A 19,214-nucleotide genomic window follows, 5' to 3' on the forward strand; every position below is an offset into this window, starting at 1 on the left:
GGCGGAAAGGGCGCCGATGCTCCCACAGGCCGGGCGAGCAGGTTCGCGTTGAGTTGAATGATAGCCAAAAGTGGAATCAAGTTCCAAAAAACGGCTAGCATTCGGCCCATCCCTTTCGCAGCAAGGCCATGAGGAGCCAGCAATGCAGCATCCATTGAGCGGCGCGACCCGCCTTCATCTCATCGTCGGCGACCCGATCGCCCAGGTGAAATCGCCGGCCGGCGTCACCGAGGCGCTCCAGCAGCGCGGTCGTGATGCCGTCTGCGTGCCCTGGCATGTGGCGCCGGCCGATTTCGACGCCTGCCTGCGCGCCACCGCGCTGGCGCGCAATGTCGACGGAATCATCGTGACCGTGCCGCACAAGTTCGCCGCCAGCGCGCTCTGCGCCACGCTGACCGAGCGCGCGCGCTTTCTGGGCGCGGTCAACACGCTGCGCCGCAATGCGGATGGCAGCTGGCACGGCGACATGGTCGACGGCCTGGGCTTTACCCAGGCCATGGCCGACGCCGGCTGCAAGCCCGAAGGCAAGCGCGTGCTGCTGGTCGGCGCCGGCGGCGCCGGCTCGGCGATCGCGCATGCCCAGCTGATGGCCGGCGCCGGCACGCTCGCCATCCACGACGAGGACACGTCCCGGTGCGGCGCGCTGATCGCGCGGCTGGCCGGCCTCGGGCGCGGCGCGGTGGTGGCCGGTTCGCCCGACCCGACCGGCTTCGACATCGTCATCAACGCCACGCCGATGGGCATGCGCGCCGGCGATCCGCTGCCGGTGCAGGCCGAGCGGTTCACGCCCGAGCAGTTTGTCGGCGACGTGATTACCGTGCCGCTGGTCACGCCGCTGATCGCTGCGGCGCGCGCCCGGGGCTGCCGCACCTCGCTCGGCACCGAGATGTTCGGCCGCGTGCGCGAGCTGATGGTCGCCTTCCTGCTCGGCGGCGAGGTGGCGGCATGAGCGACGCCAAGATCGCCCCGACCGATGCCGCGCTGCGCCGCATCGACACGCCGGTACGCACTGCGCTGACCGACATTCCGGCCGACGCCAGCTTCGATCTGGTGGTGATCGGCGCGGGCGGCGCCGGCCTGACCGCCGCGCTCACCGCCGCCATCGAGGGCGCGCGGGTGCTGGTGGTGGAGCGCACCGAATTCCTCGGCGGCACGACGGCGCTGTCGGCCGCGACCACCTGGGTGCCGCTCAACTCGCATTGCACCGACGTGGGCTTTGCGGACAGCGTCGAGAAGGCCGAGGGCTTTCTCACGCGCGCGGTCGGCGAGCGCAGCCCGGCGGCGCTGCGCTCGGCCTTTGTGCGCAACGGCGCGGCGGCGGTCGACTACATCGAGCGCAACTCGCAGGTGAAGTACCGCGCGCGGCCCTTCCATCCCGATTACCTGTCGGAGCTGGAAGGCAGCACGCTGCGCGGCCGCGCCATCGAGCCCAAGCCCTTCGACGGCCGGTTGCTCGGCGACTGGTTCGGCCTCGTGCGGCCGCCGATTCCCGAGTTCACCGTGCTCGGCGGAATGATGGTCGACCGCGACGACATCGCGAACCTGCTCAAGCTCGGCCGCGACTGGAAGGCGTTCCGCCATTCGCTCGGCATCGTGGCGCGCCACGGCCGCGACCGGCTGAGCCATGCGCGCGGCACCCGGCTGGTGATGGGCAATGCGCTGATCGCGCGCCAGCTCTATTCGCTGCTGGAACGCGGCGCGCAATTCGCGCTCGGCACCTCGCTGGAGCGGCTGGTGCGCGACGGCGATGGCGCGGTCACCGGCGTGACGCTGACCCAGGGCGGCATGAGCCGCACCCTGCGCGTGACCGGCGGCGTGGTGCTGGCCAGCGGCGGCTTCAACCGCCATCCGCAAAAGCGCGCCGAGCGCCTGCCCGGCATCGACGCCAGCTGGTGCCCGGGCGCGCCCGGCCATACCGGCGCGGCGCAGGACCTGGCGCTGGCGGCCGGCGCGCGCTACGGCAGCGGCGGCATGAGCGACTGCTTCTGGGCGCCGGTGTCGCTGCGCAAGCGCGCCGACGGCAGCACCGCCGCCTTCCCGCACTTTCTGCTCGACCGCGGCAAGCCCGGCTTTGTCACGGTCGATCAGCGCGGCCGGCGCTTCGTCAACGAGAGCACGTCCTACCACCTGTTCGGCCTCGCGATGCAGGCGGCGCATCGGCAGTCGCCGGCGATCCCGGCCTGGCTCATCACCGATCGCGCCGGGCTCGAGCGCTACGGCATCGGCATGGTCCGGCCCGGCGGCAAGGGGTTGGCGCCGTTTCTGGCCGACGGCTATCTGATCGAGGCGGCCACGCTGGCCGAGCTGGCGACCAGGCTGGGCGCGGATGCCCCTGTGCTGCAAGCCAGCGTGGCGCAGATCAACGACGCGGCGGCCAGCGGCGTGGATGCGCAATTCGGTCGCGGCAGCACCGACTACCAGCGCGCCAATGGCGATGCGACGCGTACCGAGCTGGCCAATCCCTGCCTCGGCGCCCTCGGCCGCGCGCCGTTCTATGCGGTGCGGCTCTATCCGGGCGACATCGGCGCGGCGACCGGCCTGGTCACCGATGCCGCCGCGCGCGTGCTGGCCGAGGGCGACTGGCCGATCCCCGGGCTGTACGCGGTCGGCAACGACATGCACTCGATCATGGGCGGCGTGTATCCGGCGCCGGGCATCACGCTCGGGCCGGGGCTGGTGTTCGGCTGGCTCGCGGCGCTGGATGCGCTGGCGCGGCGCGGCCAGGGCGCGGCTGCGCCGGCGCGCTCGGCGGCGCTGGTCTGACGCGGCGGCTTGGCGCGGCTTGGCGGTGGGCCGGCAAAAGGCGGCCGCCCGGCCCGGGCCGCCGCCTCAACCGCCCGGCCGTCCGGCCGCCTCAGCCGCGCGCGTCGAAGCGCTGGATCGCGCCAGCGACCTGGGCGATGTCGATCACCTCGTCGGCGGCGCCGAGCTTGATCGCTTCCTTGGGCATGCCGAACACCACGCAGCTCGCCTCGTCCTGGGCCACGGTGTGGGCGCCGGCGTCGTGCAGCTGCTTCATGCCGCGCGCGCCGTCGTCGCCCATGCCGGTCAGGAGGATGGCCAGCGCATTGGCGCCGGCGCATTCGGCGGCCGAGCGGAACAGCACATCCACCGACGGCTTGTGCCGGTTCACCTGCGGCCCGTCGGCCACTTCCACGAAGTAGCTGCCGCCGCTGTGGCGCAGCTGCATGTGCCGGCCGCCGGGCGCGATCAGCACCACGCCGCGCTCCAGCCGGTCGCCGTCCTCGGCTTCGCGCACGTTCATCGCGCAGATGTCGTTGAGCCGCCTGGCATACATGGCGGTGAACTTCTCGGGCATGTGCTGGACGATGGCGATGCCCGGGCAGTCGGCCGGCAGCGCCAGCAGCACCTGCTCGATGGCCTGGGTGCCGCCGGTGGAACTGCCGAGCACCACCGGCTTGTTGACCGACAGGCTGCGCGCCGGCCGTGCGGCGCCGCGCGGCGGCGGCGCGGTGGCGGTGGGCGCAAATGAGGAACCCGCGCGCGCCGGCGCGCCGGCGCCACCGGCAAGCGGCCGGGCCCGGGCGGCGGCCCTGAGCGTCTGCACCAGCTCGCGGCGCGACTCCTCCAGAAACTGCTTGAGCCCGATGCGCGGCTTGGCCACCACCGCCACCGCGCCGGCGGCCAGCGCCTCCAGCGCCATCTGGCTGCCGCTGGCGGTGAGGGTCGAGCAGATCACCGTCGGCAGCGGGCAGTCGGCCATCAGCTTGCGCAGAAAGGTCAGGCCGTCCATGCCGGGCATCTCGATGTCGAGCAGCAGCACGTCGGGCGGCGTGCGGCGCAGCACCGGCTCGGCCAGGATGGGATTGGGCGCGCTGCCGATCAGCTCGATCTCGGGCTCGTCCTGCAACAGGTATTTGAGTGCCTGGCGCACCACGGCCGAATCGTCGACCACGAAGACCTTGACCGTCATGACCTCACCTCAGACCTCGCAGGCGACGACTTGCGGCGCGTCGGGGCCGACGGTCCAGCCGAGCCGCCGGTAGACCGTGCCGCCGACATCGTGGCCGGCCAGCGCGATGCCGTCCTGGGCCAGCGCGGCAAACGCCCAGTCGATGTTGGCGGTGCCCACATGACGGTCGCGGCACATGGTCGGGAACATGTTGCCGCCGCCGTACACATAGGCCTCGCACAGCGCCGGCACGATGCCGCGCGCGCTCAGCAGCCGGTACATCGTGCCGAGCGCCACGTCGCCGTAGACGCTTTGCCGCGCGGTCGCGCCGGCCGGCGGCGCGCCGGCATGGATGACATGGCACATCGCGCCGAGGCTGCGGCGCGGATCGGTGAGCACGATGGCCACGCAGGAGCCGAGCAGGGTTTCGAGCCGCACGCCGCGCTCGGCGCAATGCACGTCGCCCGGATGCAGCGTGACGACCGGGCCGACCTCGGCCGGCGCGCGCGGCGTGGCGATCATGCGGCCGCCTTGCGGAAGGCGCCCGGCGCCAGCGCCTGCAGCGGCACGGTCGAGGCGACCCGGCCCTCGGCGGTGCCGACGAAGAACAGCCCGCCCGGGCGCAGCTGGCCGAGCACCCGGTCGACCACCGCCAGCTTGGTCGGCGCATCGAAATAGATCAGCACGTTGCGCAGGAACACCACGTCGAACGGCCCGAGCGCCTCGATCGGCCGGCACAGGTTGAGCTGGCCGAAGCGCACCCGCGCGCGCAGCGCCGGCTGCATCTGCACCAGCCCGTCGGCCTCGCCCGCGCCGCGCAGGCAGTGGCGCTTGAGCCGCTGCGGCGACACCTCGCGCAGCCGCTCGGCCGGATAGACCGCCTGGGCCGCGCTGCGCAGCACCCGGTCGCTGATGTCGGTGCCGAGGATCGACCAGTCGGCGCCGATGCGACCCTGCTGCTGCATGTCGGCCAGCAGCATCGCGATGCTGAAGGCCTCGTCGCCGAAGGACGAGGCGGCGCTCCAGAGCGCCAGCGGCTCGTGGCGGCGGCCGCTCAGCTCGCGCTCCAGCAGCTCGAAATGCGCCGGCTCGCGGAAGAAATAGGTCTCGTTGGTGGTCAGCAGATCGACCGCCATCTGGAACTCGCCGCCGTCGTCATGGCTGGCGATCAGCGCCAGATAGTCGTCGAAGCCGGCGAGCCCGAGCCGCTGCACGCGCGGCGCGAGGCGTGCCGCGATCAGCGGCTTCTTGCTGGCGCCGAAGGACAGGCCGATGGCCGAATGCATCAGCGCGCTGATGTCGCGGAAGGTGCTGTCACGCAGCGGCTGCATCCAGATCCCCGGGCGCCGTGCATTGGGCCGCTTCGCAAAGCTCGGCCATCTCGTCCATGTCCATCGCCTTGTCGGGGTCGAGCAGCACGACGAACTCGCTGCCGACCTTGCCCATGCCGGCGATGAAGCGGCGCTTGACCGCCGCGCCGAAGGCCGGCGGCGGCTCGATGCGGTCGGCCGGGATCGCGATGACCTCGCGCACCGCGTCGACCAGCAGGCCCAGCTCGACCCGCTCGTCGGCATTCACCGAATCGAAGATCACGAAGCAGGTCTTGGCGCCGACCTCGGTGGCCGGCCGGCCGAAGCGCGCCTGCAGATCGATGACCGGCAGCACCGCGCCGCGCAGGTTGATGACGCCGCGCACGAAGCGCGGCATCAGCGGCAGCGTGGTCAGCGGGCGGTACTGGATGATTTCGCGCACGGTGCGGATGTCGAGCGCGAACACCTCGGCGCCGAGCCAGAAGGTGAGGTACTTGGTCGGCGCCGCGCTGGCGCCGGCGTCGGTGGCGGGCTGGTTCATCGCGGCGGGCTCAATAGGGGCGGAAGTTGCTGGCGGCGCTGTAGGCCACCTGCTGCGGCTTGGCGGCGCGGGCCGGCGCGGCGGCCGGGCGGATCGCGCCGCGCCCGCCCGGCTGGGCCGCCGGGCCGCGGCCGCGCGCGCCGCCGTCCTGGCGCATCGGCGCGGCGCCGTCGCCGAGGTTGAAGAAGGCCACCGACTGCTGCAGCTGCTCGGCCTGGCCCGACAACTCCTCCGACGTGGCGGCCAGCTGCTCCGACGCCGAGGCGTTCTGCTGCGTGGCCTTGCTCAGCTGGCCCATCGCGCCGCCGATCTGGGTGACCGATTCGCTCTGCTCCTGCGACGCCGCCGCGATCTCCTGCACCAGATCGGAAGTCTTCTGGATCGACGGCACGATCTCGTCGAGCAGCCGGCCGGCGCGCTCGGCGGTCGACACGCTGTTGCCGGCCAGATCGCCGATCTCCTTGGCCGCTTCCTGGCTGCGTTCGGCCAGCTTGCGCACTTCGTCGGCCACCACCGCAAAGCCCTTGCCGTGCTCGCCGGCGCGCGCCGCCTCGATGGCCGCGTTGAGCGCCAGCAGGTTCGTCTGGTAGGCGATGTCGTTGATGATGCTGATCTTCTGCGCGATCTGCTTCATGGCGCCGACGGTCTGCGTGACCGCCTGACCGCCTTCGCCGGCTTCGCGGCTGGCCTTGTTGGCCATGCCGTTGGTCACCTTGGCGTTGTCGCTGTTCTGCGTGATCGAGGCCGACATCATGTCGATCGAGGCTGTCGTCTGTTCCACCGACGAGGCCTGCTCGCTGGCCGATTGCGACAGGCTCTGCGCCGTCGCGCTCACCTGGTTGGCCGCGCCGGTCAGCGCATCGGCCGCCGCGCGCACCTCGCCCAGCACCTGCGTGAGCTGCTCGGCGGTCTGGTTGCCGCTGTCCTTCACCTTGCCGAACAGGCCCTGGTAATCGCGCTCGATGCGGTAGGCCAGATTGCCGAGCGAGAAGGCTTCGAGCAGCGCCGCCACATCGCCGAGGCCCTGCTCGCTGGTATCGAGCAGCTGGTTCACGCCGCTGCTCAGCGTCTTGAAGAAGCCCTGCTTGCCTTCGGCCTCCAGCCGCCCGCTGAAGTCGCCGGCCGCCGCCGCCTGCACGATGGTGTCGATCTCCTTTTCCACCGCCACTTCGGCGGTGCGATCCGACCATTCGACCACCGTGCCCATGCGCTCGCCGTCGGCGCTGAACACGGGGCTGGCGATCAGGCCGAAGGTCAGGCTGCCGACCTTGATCTGAGTGCGATGGGTGGTTTGCAGCGCGCCCAGCATGCTGCGCTGATGCATCGGATTCTTGTGGAACACGTCGATGCTCTGGCCGATGAGCTGGCGCGCGTTGAACTGCGGCAGCACCTTCCTCAGCTCGGCCTCGTTGGCGACCATCATCTGGGCCACGGTCTCGTTCATGTAGACGATCTCGTTGGCCGCGTTGGCGATCATCACATTGGTCGAGCACTTGTCGAGCGCATTGCGGATGCGCAGGTTCTCGATCTGGTTGGTCTCGCGCGCGATGCGCTCGCGCAGCTCGGTCTGCATCGCGGCCAGCGCCGTCATCAGCTCGCCGGTCTCGTCGCGGCCGCCGGTCTGGATGTGGTTGTCGAGCTTGCCGGCACCGATGGCGCGCGCCACGTCGAGCGCCGCGCCCAGCTGGCGCTTGAGCCCGCGCGTGATCGCAAAGGCCAGCGCGGCACCTGCCGCCAGCGCCAGCGCCAGCAGCGCGATGACCAGGTTGCGCGCGTCGGCGAGCGTGACATCGGCATCGGCATTGGCCGCCTCGACCCGCTCGCGCTCATACGCGGCCAGCTTGCCGATGGCCTCGATGTACTTGATCTGCATCGGTCGGGCGCGCTCGATCAGCACCTTTCGGGCGCCGGCCAGGTCGCCGGTCCGGGCCAGCGCGATGAACTCCTGCTCGGGCCCGGCATAGGCGCCCAGTCCGTCGACCGCGGCCTTGAGCGCCGCCTTGCCGGTGTCGGACCGGATGGTCAGCATCAGCGCGTCGCGCTGCTGGGCGGCCTGCGCATCGGCTTCGGCCATGCGCGCGAGTTCGGTCTCGATCGCCTCGCGGCCGTCGAGGATGAGCGCATTGCGCATGTGGCGGCCGTTGTCGAGCACCGCGATCTGCCAGTCGCTCGCATGCAGCAGCTTGGGCACGCGGTCCTGGGTCACGGTGGCCACCGAGCGGTTGAGTTCGGCCAGGCTGCGCAGGCTGCTGGCGGCGATGCCGAGCATGAGCGCCAGCACGATGCCGAAGCCGAGCGCGAGGCGGGTGGAAATCTTGAGGTCGTTGAGTTTCACGGGCGTTCTCATTGAAAGTGCTGCGCGCCGGCAGGGGCGGGAAGTTGCATGTCCGGTAGTGGAATGCCGGCCGGCGGGCCGCTCCTTACCGTCGCGGGAAAGCTGTCGGCGGCAGCGAGCGCGCCGAGGGAATTGACATCGAGGATCAGCGCCACCTCGCCGCTGCCCAGGATCGACGAGCCGGACACGCCGCGCATGTGCTGGAGCAGCCGGCCGAGCGGCTTGATGACGGTCTGCTGCTGGCCGTGCAGCACATCGACGATCACGCCGTAGCGCGTGTTGCCGGCGCGGATCACCAGCACGCTGTCGCGCTCGGGCGGCGGCGCGTCGAGCGCATACAGCGCGCGCAGGCTGACCACCGGCAGCACCTGACCGCGCAGCTCGATGCAGCTGCGGCCGCGCGCATCGAAGGGCGAGGTCTCGGGCCGGGTCGCGATCACCTCGCACACTGCGTCGAGCGGCACCACGAACTTGCTGTGGCCGACGCCGATCAGAAAGCCGTCGATGATCGCCAGCGTGAGCGGCAGCCGGATCTCGATGCAGGAGCCCTGGCCGGGCGTGCTGGCAATGTCGACCGAGCCGCGCAGCGCCTCGATGTTGCGGCGGACCACGTCCATGCCGACGCCGCGCCCGCTGAGGTTGGTGACCTTCTCGGCGGTGGAAAAACCGGGCTCGAAGATGAGCTTGAGGATGTCGGCATCGGGCGGCGTGACGCCGGGCCTGACCAGGCCGCGATCCCAGGCGCGTTGCAGCACGCGGTCGCGCGCGATGCCGCGCCCGTCGTCGACGATGCGGATCAGCACGCTGCCCGACTCGTGGCAGGCGCTGAGCGTGAGCCGGCCCTGGGCCGGCTTGCCGCTGGCGGCGCGCTGCTCGGGCGCTTCAAGGCCGTGGTCGAGCGCATTGCGCACCAGATGCATCAGCGGATCGGCGATGCGCTCGACCACCGCCTTGTCCAGCTCGGTATCGCCGCCGACGATCTCCAGCGCCACGTCCTTGCCCAGCTCGGCGGCGGTATCGCGCACCACGCGCCGAAAGCGCGCAAAGGTCTCGCCGATCGGCACCATGCGCAGTTGCAGCGTGCTGTTGCGCACCTCCTCGATCAGCCGGGTGATCTGGCGGTTGGCCTCGATCAGCGGGCGCTGCTGCGTGTCGCGCGCCAGCTGCGAGGCACCGGCGCCGGCAATCACCAGCTCGCCGAGCAGGGTGATGACTTCATCGAGCCGGTCGGCCTGCACGCGGATGAAGCGGTTCTCGTCGCCGTCGCGCTGCTGCTGCTTGCGCAGCGCGGCGGCCACCACGCGCGGATCGACGCCGGCCTGCTCGACCAGCACCTCGCCCAGCATCGGATGGCTGCCGCTGCGCGCCTCGGCCAGCGCCTGGCTTTGCAGGCCCTGGGCCAGCTGGCTCTGGGTCACGGCGCCGACCGCCACCAGCATCTCGCCGAGCTTGCGGCCGGGCGGCTGGGCGGCGATCAGCGCGGCGCAGTCGGGCAGGGCGGCGCAATCGGGCAGGGCGGCGGCGGGCGGTTCGATGCGCAGCGTGCAGTCGTCGCGCACGAAGCTGAACGCGGCCTCGATGCCGTCGCGGCCGAGCGGCGTGTCGATGCTGAAGTCGAAGGCCAGATGGCAGTCGTCGCCGGCCAGCGTGTCGAGCGGCGGCACCGCCGCGGTCTTGCAGCGGATCGCGCCCATGCGGCCGATGCCGCCCAGGTACTGGAGGATGGCCAGCGGGTCCATGCCGTTGCGGAAGGTGTCGGCATTGAAGCTGACCGCCACCTGCCAGTCGCCGCCGGCCGGCGCCGGCGAGTCCGACGCGGCGGCCAGCGCCGGCGTGGCGGCCGCCACGGCCTCGGTGCCGCTGGCCAGTTGCAGCCGCAGCACCAGCGCGGCGCGCGCCTGTTCATCGGCCAGCGTGGCGGCGAGCGGGTTCTGTGCCGCCTCGATCAGCGCGCGGATCTGGTCGTTGCTTTGCAGCAGCAGGCTGCCGAGCGCCGGCGTCAGCGCCAGCTGGCCCTCGCGCAGCCGGTCGAGCAGGGTCTCGACGTGATGCGTGAAGCCGACCACCGCATCGAGCCCGAACATGCCGGCCGAGCCCTTGACCGTGTGCGCGCAGCGGAACAGCGCATCGAGCAGCTCGCGGTCGTCGGGCGTGTCCTCCAGTTGCAGCAGCAGCTGTTCGAGCATCTCGATCTGCTCGTTGGCCTCGCTGATGAAGGCCGGCAGCGCCTCGGCGATGAAGCTGGCGTCGTAGCCGGCGTCGCTCATGCGGCCGCTCCGGCGCCGAGCAGCGCATCGAGGCCGAGCAGCGCGCAGGCCTGGGCCAGCGTCGGGCTCGGCCGCGCGAGTCGCAGCGTCCAGCCGTCGCGCGTCAGCTGGTTGGCCAGCGCCACCAGCAGCTGGAGGCCGGCGGCATCGACCTCGGCGACCGCGGCGGCATCGACCGCGAAGCTGTCGTCGGCGGCATCGTCATGGCTCAGGCCGTCGAGGCTTGCAAGCCATTGCGGCGCCAGCTCGGCCACCATGTAGATGGTGAGTTCGGCCGGCAGCGCCAGACGGGTCGTCACGGCGGCGTCCATCAGGCCAGCACCAGCTTGGAGACCGCCTCGAGCAGCAGCGGCGGCGCAAACGGCTTGACGATCCAGGCCTTGGCACCGGCGGCGCGGCCGGCCTGGATCTTGGCGTTCTGGTTCTCGGTCGTGAGCATGATGACCGGCACGTACTTGTGCCTGGGATGCTGCTTGACCTGGGTGAGGAAGGCGATGCCGTCCATGTTGGGCATGTTCACGTCGCTCACGATCAGGTTCACCTTGGGCAGCTCGGCCAGCTTGGCCAGCGCGTCCTTGCCGTCGGTGGCTTCGACGACCGTATAGCCCTCGCGGGCGAGCGCCATGCGCACCAGCGAGCGCAGCGAACTGGAGTCGTCGACGATGAGAATGGTCTTGGCCATGGGGTCTGCCTGCGGGTGGTCGGGTCAGAAGAAGAGGACTTCGGCGGCCGGTCGTGCCGGGCCGTCGTCATGGCCGGCAGCCGGCCCGGCATGGGCCTGGCGCTGCTCGGCGGTGGTGTAGTCGCGGCGCAGGTCGGCCAGCCAGGCGGCGGCGTCGGGCGCGGGTTCGTCGCGTTCGAGCGCGGTCTTGAGGCGGGCGATGTCGGCATCGATCACCGAGATGATCTGGCTCACGCGGTCCTGGAATTGCAGGCTCACGAACAGGTCCTCGATGTCGGCGCGGATGACGCCGCCCTGGGCCCGCATGCGCTCGGCATCGGCGCTCAGGTCGCGCACATGGGCCAGCACGTCCTGCACCACGCAGCCGGCCAGTGCCAGCGCGGTCTTGTCGCTGACCGAGGTGGCCGAGGCGGTCTGGACGGTGGCGCCGACCATCGCGGTGACGGCGGCCACGCGCTCGGTGATCTGCTTGCCGGTATCGGCCGAGACCTGGGACAGCACGCGGATTTCCTTGGCGATCACGCTGAAGCCGCGTCCGGCGTCGCCGAGTCGTGCGGCCTCGATGGCGGCATTGATGGCGAGCATGTTGGTCTGCATCGCGATGTGGCCGACGCCGCTGGCCATGTCCTGCAACTCGACGGTGGCGCGCGACAGGTCGTTGACGATGGCCAGCATCGCGTCCTTGCTGTCGAGCATCTGGGTCATGGTGGCGATCACCGGCTGCAACTGGCGCTCGCACAGGGTCAGCAGGCTGATCGTGCCTTCCTGCGGCGCGCGGCCGCTGCCCTTGCCCAGGTCGAAGCCGGCGGCCTCGCATTGCTCGGTGATCGATGCAAAGCTTTGCACCGCCTTGTCGATGGCGTCCTCGGTCTGGTGCCTGACGCTGCCCACATGCTGCAACCACACCGGCAGCACGCCGCCGAGCAGCGCCGACAGCCGTTGCAGCCGGTCGCCGCCGGCCGGCCGGGCACCGGCGTCGTCGGCAGCGGCCGGGCGCGCGGCGGCGCGGCGCCAGCCGGCCGCCAGCAGGCAGCCGGCGACGCCGAGCAGGGCGGTGAATTCGAGCGGGCCGGCGGCGCCCAGCAGCGGCAGGCCGGCAAAGCCGCAGGTGGCGATGCCGAGCGCCAGATCGGCGAACGGGCGGGCGGTGGCGGCGCGGTCGGAGGTCGGCGGATTCATGGGGCTCGGTTCGGGTTCAGGTCAGGGCCTTCTTGAGGTCGGCGTCGATGGCGCCGGCCAGTGCGGTCATGCGGGCGCCGAGTGCGCGCGCCTCGTCGAGCGTGCCGCCGCGCCCGAGCGCTTCGAGCGTGGCGCAGAGCCGGGCCAGGCCGAGCGCGCCGACCATCGCGGCCGAGGTCTTGAGGCGGTGGCCGAGCGCGGCCAGCGCGGCCAGATTGCCGGCGCTCAGCGCGGCGTCCAGCTCGGCCAGCGCCGGCGCGATCGATTCGGCGAACAGGCTGGCGTAGCGCCGCAGCTTCTGCGGATTGCCGGCCACCGACCGCGCGAGTATCGACAGGTCGATCACTTCCGGATCGCCCGGTGAACAGGCGAGAACCGGCGCCGGCGCGGCGATGGACGCCGGCATCGCGGCGCCCGCGTCGGCAGGCGTGGCGGCTGGCGCGGTCGTCGCCGCGACCGGCGGCCGCGCCAGCAGCCGGCCGAGCGCGGCATACAGCGCGGCCGGCTCGACCGGCTTGGTCAGGAAGTCGTCCATGCCGGCGGCCAGGCAGCGCGCGCGGTCGCTGGCGCAGGCATTGCCGGTCAGCGCCAGCACCGGCAGCCGGGCATGGCGCGGCATGGCGCGGATGCGGGCGGTGGTCTGGAGTCCGTCCATGCCGGGCATCTGCAGGTCCATCAGCACGCAGTCCACCGTCTCGGCGCCGAGCAGCGCGAGCGCTTCATGACCGTCGATGGCGACGATCACGCTGGCGCCCAGGTCTTCGAGCAGGTCGGCCGCCAGCTCGCGGTTGAGGTCGTTGTCCTCGACCACCAGCAGGCGCCGGCCGCGCAGATCGGGCGGCGCGGTCGGCGCGACGCTGGCGGCGGCGGCACTGCCGGCCGGCTCGAACTGGGCGGTGAACCAGAACCGGCTGCCGGCGCCGGGCGCGCTCTGCACGCCCACTTCGCCGCCCATCAGCCGGGCCAGCTGGCGCGTGATGGCCAGGCCCAGGCCGGTGCCGCCGAATTCGCGCGTGGTCGAGGCGTCGGCCTGGTGGAAGGACTGGAACAGCTGGTCGATCTGCTCGCGCGTGAGGCCAATGCCGCTGTCCTCGACCTCGAAGCGCAGCAGCACGCCGGGGCCGGCGCGGTGCAGCTGCGTGACCCGCACCTGGATCGCGCCGGCGCGGGTGAACTTGATGGCATTGCCCACATAGTTGAGCAGCATCTGGCCGAGCCGCTGGGCATCGCCGCGCAGCCGCGCCGGCAGCGTCGGATCGTGCGCGATGCGCAGCGCCAGGCCCTTGTTGCGCGCCGCCTGCTCGGTTTGCAGCGCCAGGTTGTCGAGCACCGTGGCGAGGCTGAAATCGGCGCAGTCGAGCTCGAAGCGGCCGGCCTCGATCTTCGAGAAATCGAGGATGTCGTCGACGATGCCGAGCAGCAGCCGGCCGGCGCGCCCGAGGTTGTCGAGGTAGTGCAGCTGGCGCGGTCCGGGCTCGGCCTTGCGCGCCAGATGCGCCATGCCGATCACGCCGTTGAGCGGCGTGCGGATCTCGTGGCTCATGTTCGACAGGAACTCGCTCTTGGCGCGGCTGGCGGCATCGGCGGCGCGGGTGGCCAGTTCGAGCGCATGGGTGCGTTCGGCGACCCGCGCTTCGAGCGAGACATTGAGCCGCGCCAGCTGGTTGGCGGCGCGGCGCAGCTCGGTCACGTCGCGGTAGCTGATGACCCGGCCGTGCAGCCCGGCGGCGATGCGCAGCGGCGTGACGCGGCACTCCACATGCCGGTCGTCGCTGAGCGCCAGCGCGGCGAAGTCGGCGCCGGCGCCAAGCGGATCGACGCCCGGCTCGGCCAGCTGGGCCCGCATCGCGGCCAGGATGGCGCGCGTGTCGGGTGCGCCGCGCCAGGCCGCCGGCAGCCGCCACAGGCGCAGGAAGTTGTCGTTCATGCCGGTGATGGCGCCGGCCGGATCGGTGACCAGGATGCCGTCGGCGGTCGCGTCGAGCGTGGCGGCCAGCAGCGCATGCGAGCGCGCCAGTCCCAGGTGCGCGCCGATGCGTGCGCGCATCACCGCCGGATTGACCGGCTTGACCAGAAAGTCGGCGGCGCCGAGCGCCAGCCCCTGCGCCTCATGCTCGGGATCGCCCTGGGCGCTGACGAAGATGACCGGGATGTCGCGCGTGAGCGCATCGGCCTTGAGCTGGCGGCAGACCTCGTGGCCATCCATGCCGGGCATCACCACGTCGAGCAGCACCAGATCGGGCAGGCGTTCGCGGCACAGCGCCAGCGCCTGTTCGCCGTCGGTCGCCATCAGGACCTGGAAGTCGGGCGCGAGCGCCCGATACAGCGCATGCACGTTGATCGGCTGGTCGTCCACCACCAGCAGGCGCGGCGGCGGTGCGGCGGCGTGCATGGCGCTTCAGCCGAGCCGGTCGAGCGCCGCGCGCAGCCCGGCCTCGGGCACCGGCTTGGGCAGCGTGGCCAGGATGTTGAGCCGATGGAAGCGCGCCATCAGCGCCGCCGAGTTGAGCGTGCGGTCGTCGAGACCCGAGGCCAGCACCACGCCGCCGGCATAGCCGAGCGCGCCGAGCTGCTCCATGAACTGGAAGCCGTCGCTGCCCGGCATGCCGAGGTCGCAGACGATGAGATCGGGCCGGGCGCGGCGGCAGGCGGCCAGTCCGGCGATGCCGTTCTCGGCGGTGCTCACGTCGCTCACGCCCAGGTCGCGCAGCATGTCGCCGAGCACGGCCAGCATGAACTTGTCGTCGTCGACCAGCAGCGCGTGCCGGGTTCGCTTGGTGTTGACTGCCAGGGTTGCGCTCATGGGGTCGCCGTCCGTGATGGCTGTAGGTGAATGCCTACAAACCTTGACCTTAGGCGCTGAACGGCATTGGCGACCGAAGGAAAAGAGCGGCTTTGCCGGGGCTAATGCGCCTGGGTCGGCGGCGATGCGCGGCACTGGCGTGGGATGGACTTTCTTATCCGCCAAAGGAGCGCCGGCCGGCGCCCGAAAATGGCCCGACCGATCCCGATCCCGGGGTCGACTCCGGGGAGAGCGCGATGCAGGCAGCGCCGCTGCGCGACGACGAGACCGCGAGCCTGGGCTCGCTGCATGCGCTCGATGTGCTCGACAGCGCGCCCGAGGCCGAATTCGATGCGCTGGTGCGCGCCGCCGCGCTGGCCTGCCAGGTGCCGATCTCGCTCATCAGCCTGATCGATGCCGGGCGCCAGTGGTTCAAGGCCAATCTGGGCCTGCCCGGCGTGCGGGAAACCTCGCGCGATCTGGCCTTCTGCGCCCATGCGGTGCTCGGCGACGAGTTGTTCGAGGTGCCCGACGCCCGGCTCGATGCGCGCTTTGCCGGCAATCCGCTGGTGACCGGCGCGCCGCACATCCGCTTCTATGCCGGCATGCCGCTGCGGCTGGCCGACGGCAGCCGGATCGGCACGCTGTGCGTCATCGACCGCGCGCCGCGCCAGCTCGATGCGACCCAGCGCGAGCTGCTGCGCTGTCTGGCGCGCGCCGCCGCGCTGGCATTGGCGGCGCGGCGCGAGCAGCAGCAGCGCGCGCGCGCCGATCTCATCCTCCAGCACAGCGCCGATGCCATCGTCGGGCTGGCGGCCGACGGCACGGTGCAGCGCTGGAATCCGGCGGCGGCGCGGCTGTTCGGCCATGCCGCCAGCGAGGTGCTGGGCCGGCCGTTCGCCGCGCTCATGCTCAGCGACCGCGCCGGCTGCCTCGTGCCCGCCGCCGACGGCCCGGCCGAGGACCGCTGCTGGCTCGACCGCCACGGCCGGCCGATCTGGGTCGCGGTCACCACCGTGGTCGAGCGCGACGCCGACGGCAGCGTGACCGGCGCCACCAAGTTCGTGCGCGACGTGAGCGCGCGGGTCCAGGCCACGCGCGATCTGCAAGCCAGCGAGGCGCGCTTTCGCGCCTTCGCCGACTGCTCGCCGTTCGGCATCTTCTGCACCGATGCCGAGGGCGACTGCACCTATTCCAATCCGCGCTGGCAGGAGATCCACGGCCTGAGCCTGGCCGAAGGGCTCGGGCGCGGCTGGGCCAGCTCGATGCATCCCGACGATGCCGCGACCGTGGTCGCGGCCTGGCAGGCGAGCGTGGCCGAGCGGCGCGACTACGACCTGGTGCATCGCGTGCGCCACCGCGACGGCGCGGTGCGGGTGGTGCATGCGCGCGCCCGCGCGGTGCTCGACGCGGCCGGCGGCATCGCCGGCTATGTCGGCTCGGTCGAGGACATCAGCCGGCGCCATCAGGCCGAGCAGGCGCTGCTGGAGGAACGCCAGCGGCTTGCCAACATCGTCGAGGGCATGCATGCCGGCACCTGGGAGCGCGACCTCGACAGCGGCGACTGCCGCATCAACGCCATTTACGCCGCCATGCTCGGCCATGACGCGAGCGCCGCCGGCATGGCCGCCGCGCTGGCCGCGCCGATCCATCCGCGCGACCGCGAGCGCGCCGACGCGCTGCTGCAAGCCCACCTGAGCGGCGCGACGCCGGCCTACGAGGCCGAGCTGCGCGTGCGCCACCGCGACCAGCGCTGGGTCTGGGTGCTCGACCGCGGCAAGCTGGTGCAGTCGGGCGGCGACGGCCGCCGGCGGCTGGCCGGCACGCGGCGCGACATCAGCGAGCGCAAGCAGGCCGCCGAGGCGGTGCGCGCCGCGATGCAGGACCGCCAGCGCATCCTCGACGCCATGCCGCTGCTGGTCGCCTACTGGGACCGCCGGCTGCTCAACCGGTTTGCCAACCGCGCCTATGGCCAATGGTTCGGGCTGGCGATGGAGACGCTGCCGGGCCTGCACATCTCGGCGGTGCTGGGCGGCGAGCTGTACGGCCGGCTGCTGCCGGCGCTGACCGCCGCGCTCGGCGGCGCCGAACAGCATCTGGAATGCCCGATCCGGCGCGCCGACGGCGCCATGAGCCAGGCCGACTGCCGCTTTCTGCCCGACCTGCGCGACGGCCGGGTGCATGGCCTGCTGGCGGTCGTGATCGACGTGACCGAGCTGAAGGACGCCCAGCGCGAGCTGGAAAAGCTCAATCTCGCGCTGCGCGCCCGCAGCGAGCAGGCCGAGCAGGCCTGCCATGCCAAGAGCGCCTTCCTGGCCAATGTGAGCCATGAGATCCGCACGCCGATGAACGCGGTGCTCGGCATGCTGGCGCTGCTGCGCCGCACCGAGCTGAATCCGCGCCAGGCCGACTACGCCGCCAAGAGCGAGGGCGCGGCGCGCTCGCTGCTCGGGCTGCTCGACGAGATCCTCGATTTCTCCAAGATCGAGGCCGGCAAGATGACGCTCGATCCGCAGCCGTTCCGCATCGACCGGCTGCTGCGCGATCTGGCCGATCTGGTCGCGGCCATGCTCGGCGGCCGGCCGCTCGACCTGCGCTTCGACATCGATCCGGCGCTGCCGGCGCTGCTGCTCGGCGATGCGCTGCGGCTGCGCCAGGTGCTGACCAATCTGTGCGGCAACGCGGTCAAGTTCACCGCCGCCGGCGCGGTGGTGCTGAGCGTGAGCGTGCTGGCGCGCGACGCCGCCGGCGTGACGCTGGAACTGGCGGTGCGCGATACCGGCATCGGCATCGCGCCCGAGCATCAGACCCGCATCTTCAGCGGCTTTGCCCAGGCCGAGGTGTCGACCACGCGGCGCTATGGCGGCACCGGTCTCGGCCTCGCGATCAGCCAGCGGCTGGTGGCGGCCATGGGCGGCGAGCTCGAGCTCGACAGCGCGCCGGGCGTCGGCAGCCGCTTCCACTTCCGCCTGACGCTGCCGGTGCTGGCCGAGGAAGGCGATCCGGTCGTGGACGCAGTCGCGCCCCGGCCGGCGCCGGTCCGGCTCGGCGGCCTGCGGCTGCTGGTGGTCGAGGACAACCTCAACAACCGGCAGATCGCGCTCGAGCTGCTCGAAGGCGAGGGCGCGACGGTGACGCTGGCCGGCGACGGTCAGCAGGCGCTCGATGCGCTGGCCGCCGACGCCGGCTACGACGCGGTGCTGATGGACTTGCAGATGCCGGTGCTCGACGGCTTCGATGCCACCCGCGCGATCCGCCAGCGGCTCGGCCTGGCCACGCTGCCGATCGTCGCCATGACCGCCAATGCCATGCCCAGCGACCGCGACGCCTGTCTGGCCGCCGGCATGAATGCGCATGTGGGCAAGCCCTTCGACCTGGACGCGCTGGTGCAGCTGCTGCGCCGGCAATGCGGGCGCGCGGCGCCGGGCGATGCGGCCGATGCCGCCGCGCCCGCCGGCACCGGCGCCGCGCCGCCGATGGCAGCCGTCGCGTCCGTCGAAGCCCTGACGTCCATCGCCGCCGCCGCGCCGCCCGATGCCGCGCTCCAGGCCGCCGCCCAGGCCGCCGGCGTCGCGCTGGCGCCGGCGCTGGCCCGGCTCGGCGGCCGGCGCGATGCGCATGCGCGCCTGCTCGCCGGCTTCGTCGAGACGCTGGAAGCGCTGCCGACCCGGCTGCGCCAGGTGGCCGCGACCGGCGGCGCGCCGGCCGCCGCGCGCGAGCTGCATGCGCTCAAGGGGCTGGCCGCCACCGTCGGCGCCGAGGCGCTGGCCGGCGCGGCGGCCGACGCCGAGCGCGCGCTGCACCGGGCGCCGGCCGCCGGCGTCGCCGCCACGCTCGATGACGCGATCGGCATCGTCGTCGCGGCGCTGCCGGCGCTGCATGCGCTCGACCGGGCGCTCGGCGCCGCCGCCCGGCCCGCGCCGCCCGCCGCGAGCCTGCCGCCGGCCCGGCTGCACGCCATGCTGCAAGCGCTGTCGGCCCAGCTGGCCGGCGCCGACATGGCCGCCACCGATTCGGCCGCCGCGCTGCGCCAGGCCTATGGCGCCGCCTGTCCGGCAGCGCTGCCGGCGCTCGACGCCGCCATCGGCCGGCTCGACTTCGCCGCCGCGCTCGGTCATTGCCGGGCGCTGCTCGCGGCCGCGCCGGCCGGCGACTGACCGGCCGGACGCCCGCCGCCGCCTTCTGTCGTCAAGCCGACATTCGCG

Annotated in this window: 14 protein-coding genes; 3 read left to right on the forward strand and 11 right to left on the reverse strand. The window is 72.3% G+C overall.

The genetic code is table 11. From position 1 onward, the window contains the following. Nucleotides 1-142: 142 nt before the first annotated feature. Both B9P64_RS30925 and B9P64_RS30930 read left to right on the forward strand, forming a co-directional pair. Entirely contained in the window at nucleotides 143-949 is an 807-nt protein-coding gene (locus B9P64_RS30925) for a shikimate dehydrogenase family protein (RefSeq protein ID WP_085315386.1), read from the forward strand. Beyond that, nucleotides 946-2,763, forward strand: a complete 1,818-nt coding sequence (locus B9P64_RS30930) for an FAD-dependent oxidoreductase (RefSeq protein WP_085315387.1) — start codon at nucleotides 946-948, stop codon at nucleotides 2,761-2,763. Before B9P64_RS30925 ends, B9P64_RS30930 begins: the two co-directional genes overlap by 4 nt. 91 nt (nucleotides 2,764-2,854) lie before the next feature. On the opposite strand, the gene B9P64_RS30935 is transcribed toward B9P64_RS30930, so the two are convergent. Genes B9P64_RS30935 through B9P64_RS30985 form a run of 11 tightly spaced genes read right to left on the reverse strand, consistent with a single transcriptional unit; the run spans nucleotide 2,855 to nucleotide 15,030 of the window. Continuing rightward, nucleotides 2,855-3,934 carry a protein-glutamate methylesterase/protein-glutamine glutaminase gene (locus B9P64_RS30935; protein WP_085315388.1) on the reverse strand — a complete coding sequence of 360 codons (1,080 nt, stop codon included), beginning with the start codon at nucleotides 3,932-3,934 and terminating at the stop codon, nucleotides 2,855-2,857. 9 nt (nucleotides 3,935-3,943) lie between these two features. Beyond that, complete coding sequence (locus tag B9P64_RS30940) at nucleotides 3,944-4,435, reverse strand: chemotaxis protein CheD (protein ID WP_085315389.1); 492 nt, start codon at nucleotides 4,433-4,435, stop codon at nucleotides 3,944-3,946. Next, nucleotides 4,432-5,244 carry a CheR family methyltransferase gene (locus B9P64_RS30945; RefSeq protein ID WP_085315390.1) on the reverse strand — a complete coding sequence of 271 codons (813 nt, stop codon included), beginning with the start codon at nucleotides 5,242-5,244 and terminating at the stop codon, nucleotides 4,432-4,434. The genes B9P64_RS30940 and B9P64_RS30945 overlap by 4 nt, the downstream gene beginning before the upstream one ends. Then, a complete protein-coding gene (locus B9P64_RS30950; protein WP_085315391.1) occupies nucleotides 5,228-5,764 on the reverse strand; it encodes a chemotaxis protein CheW in 537 nt (178 codons plus the stop codon). The genes B9P64_RS30945 and B9P64_RS30950 overlap by 17 nt, the downstream gene beginning before the upstream one ends. A gap of 10 nt (nucleotides 5,765-5,774) precedes the next feature. After that, nucleotides 5,775-8,099, reverse strand: coding sequence for a methyl-accepting chemotaxis protein (locus B9P64_RS30955; RefSeq protein ID WP_217808654.1), 2,325 nt, complete (start codon nucleotides 8,097-8,099; stop codon nucleotides 5,775-5,777). An 8-nt stretch (nucleotides 8,100-8,107) separates the two neighbouring features. After that, the gene (locus tag B9P64_RS30960; RefSeq protein ID WP_139826176.1) at nucleotides 8,108-10,366 is read right to left on the reverse strand and encodes a chemotaxis protein CheA; all 2,259 of its coding nucleotides are present in this window, start codon (nucleotides 10,364-10,366) and stop codon (nucleotides 8,108-8,110) included. Then, on the reverse strand, nucleotides 10,363-10,665 hold the full coding sequence (locus B9P64_RS30965) for an STAS domain-containing protein (protein ID WP_176256750.1): 303 nt from the start codon (nucleotides 10,663-10,665) through the stop codon (nucleotides 10,363-10,365). The genes B9P64_RS30960 and B9P64_RS30965 overlap by 4 nt, the downstream gene beginning before the upstream one ends. Nucleotides 10,666-10,676: 11 nt before the next feature. After that, complete coding sequence (locus B9P64_RS30970) at nucleotides 10,677-11,048, reverse strand: response regulator (protein WP_085315393.1); 372 nt, start codon at nucleotides 11,046-11,048, stop codon at nucleotides 10,677-10,679. 24 nt (nucleotides 11,049-11,072) lie between these two features. After that, on the reverse strand, nucleotides 11,073-12,227 hold the full coding sequence (locus B9P64_RS30975) for a methyl-accepting chemotaxis protein (RefSeq protein ID WP_085315394.1): 1,155 nt from the start codon (nucleotides 12,225-12,227) through the stop codon (nucleotides 11,073-11,075). A 16-nt stretch (nucleotides 12,228-12,243) separates the two neighbouring features. Next, nucleotides 12,244-14,619 (reverse strand): response regulator, encoded by a 2,376-nt coding sequence (locus B9P64_RS30980; protein ID WP_085315395.1) that lies wholly within the window; start codon nucleotides 14,617-14,619, stop codon nucleotides 12,244-12,246. A 6-nt stretch (nucleotides 14,620-14,625) separates the two neighbouring features. After that, a complete protein-coding gene (locus B9P64_RS30985) occupies nucleotides 14,626-15,030 on the reverse strand; it encodes a response regulator (protein WP_085315396.1) in 405 nt (134 codons plus the stop codon). Nucleotides 15,031-15,266: 236 nt separating this feature from the next. Here B9P64_RS30985 and B9P64_RS30990 point away from each other — a divergent pair, with 236 nt between their 5' ends. Next, the gene (locus tag B9P64_RS30990; RefSeq protein ID WP_176256751.1) at nucleotides 15,267-19,166 is read left to right on the forward strand and encodes a PAS domain S-box protein; all 3,900 of its coding nucleotides are present in this window, start codon (nucleotides 15,267-15,269) and stop codon (nucleotides 19,164-19,166) included. Nucleotides 19,167-19,214: the final 48 nt, after the last annotated feature.

Origin of the sequence: Derxia lacustris (genome assembly GCF_002105195.1) — a bacterium.
Taxonomy (GTDB): domain Bacteria; phylum Pseudomonadota; class Gammaproteobacteria; order Burkholderiales; family Burkholderiaceae_E; genus Derxia; species Derxia lacustris.

Excerpts from the sequence above, each read along its gene's own strand:
- B9P64_RS30970 (WP_085315393.1), bottom strand. The coding sequence starts at position 11,048 with ATGGCCAAGACCATTCTCATCGTCGACGACTCCAGTTCGCTGCGCTCG.
- B9P64_RS30975 (WP_085315394.1), bottom strand. The coding sequence starts at position 12,227 with ATGAATCCGCCGACCTCCGACCGCGCCGCCACCGCCCGCCCGTTCGCC.
- B9P64_RS30990 (WP_176256751.1), top strand. The coding sequence starts at position 15,267 with ATGCAGGCAGCGCCGCTGCGCGACGACGAGACCGCGAGCCTGGGCTCG.
- B9P64_RS30950 (WP_085315391.1), bottom strand. The coding sequence starts at position 5,764 with ATGAACCAGCCCGCCACCGACGCCGGCGCCAGCGCGGCGCCGACCAAG.
- B9P64_RS30945 (WP_085315390.1), bottom strand. The coding sequence starts at position 5,244 with ATGCAGCCGCTGCGTGACAGCACCTTCCGCGACATCAGCGCGCTGATG.
- B9P64_RS30925 (WP_085315386.1), top strand. The coding sequence starts at position 143 with ATGCAGCATCCATTGAGCGGCGCGACCCGCCTTCATCTCATCGTCGGC.
- B9P64_RS30985 (WP_085315396.1), bottom strand. The coding sequence starts at position 15,030 with ATGAGCGCAACCCTGGCAGTCAACACCAAGCGAACCCGGCACGCGCTG.
- B9P64_RS30935 (WP_085315388.1), bottom strand. The coding sequence starts at position 3,934 with ATGACGGTCAAGGTCTTCGTGGTCGACGATTCGGCCGTGGTGCGCCAG.
- B9P64_RS30930 (WP_085315387.1), top strand. The coding sequence starts at position 946 with ATGAGCGACGCCAAGATCGCCCCGACCGATGCCGCGCTGCGCCGCATC.
- B9P64_RS30960 (WP_139826176.1), bottom strand. The coding sequence starts at position 10,366 with ATGAGCGACGCCGGCTACGACGCCAGCTTCATCGCCGAGGCGCTGCCG.
- B9P64_RS30980 (WP_085315395.1), bottom strand. The coding sequence starts at position 14,619 with ATGCACGCCGCCGCACCGCCGCCGCGCCTGCTGGTGGTGGACGACCAG.
- B9P64_RS30940 (WP_085315389.1), bottom strand. The coding sequence starts at position 4,435 with ATGATCGCCACGCCGCGCGCGCCGGCCGAGGTCGGCCCGGTCGTCACG.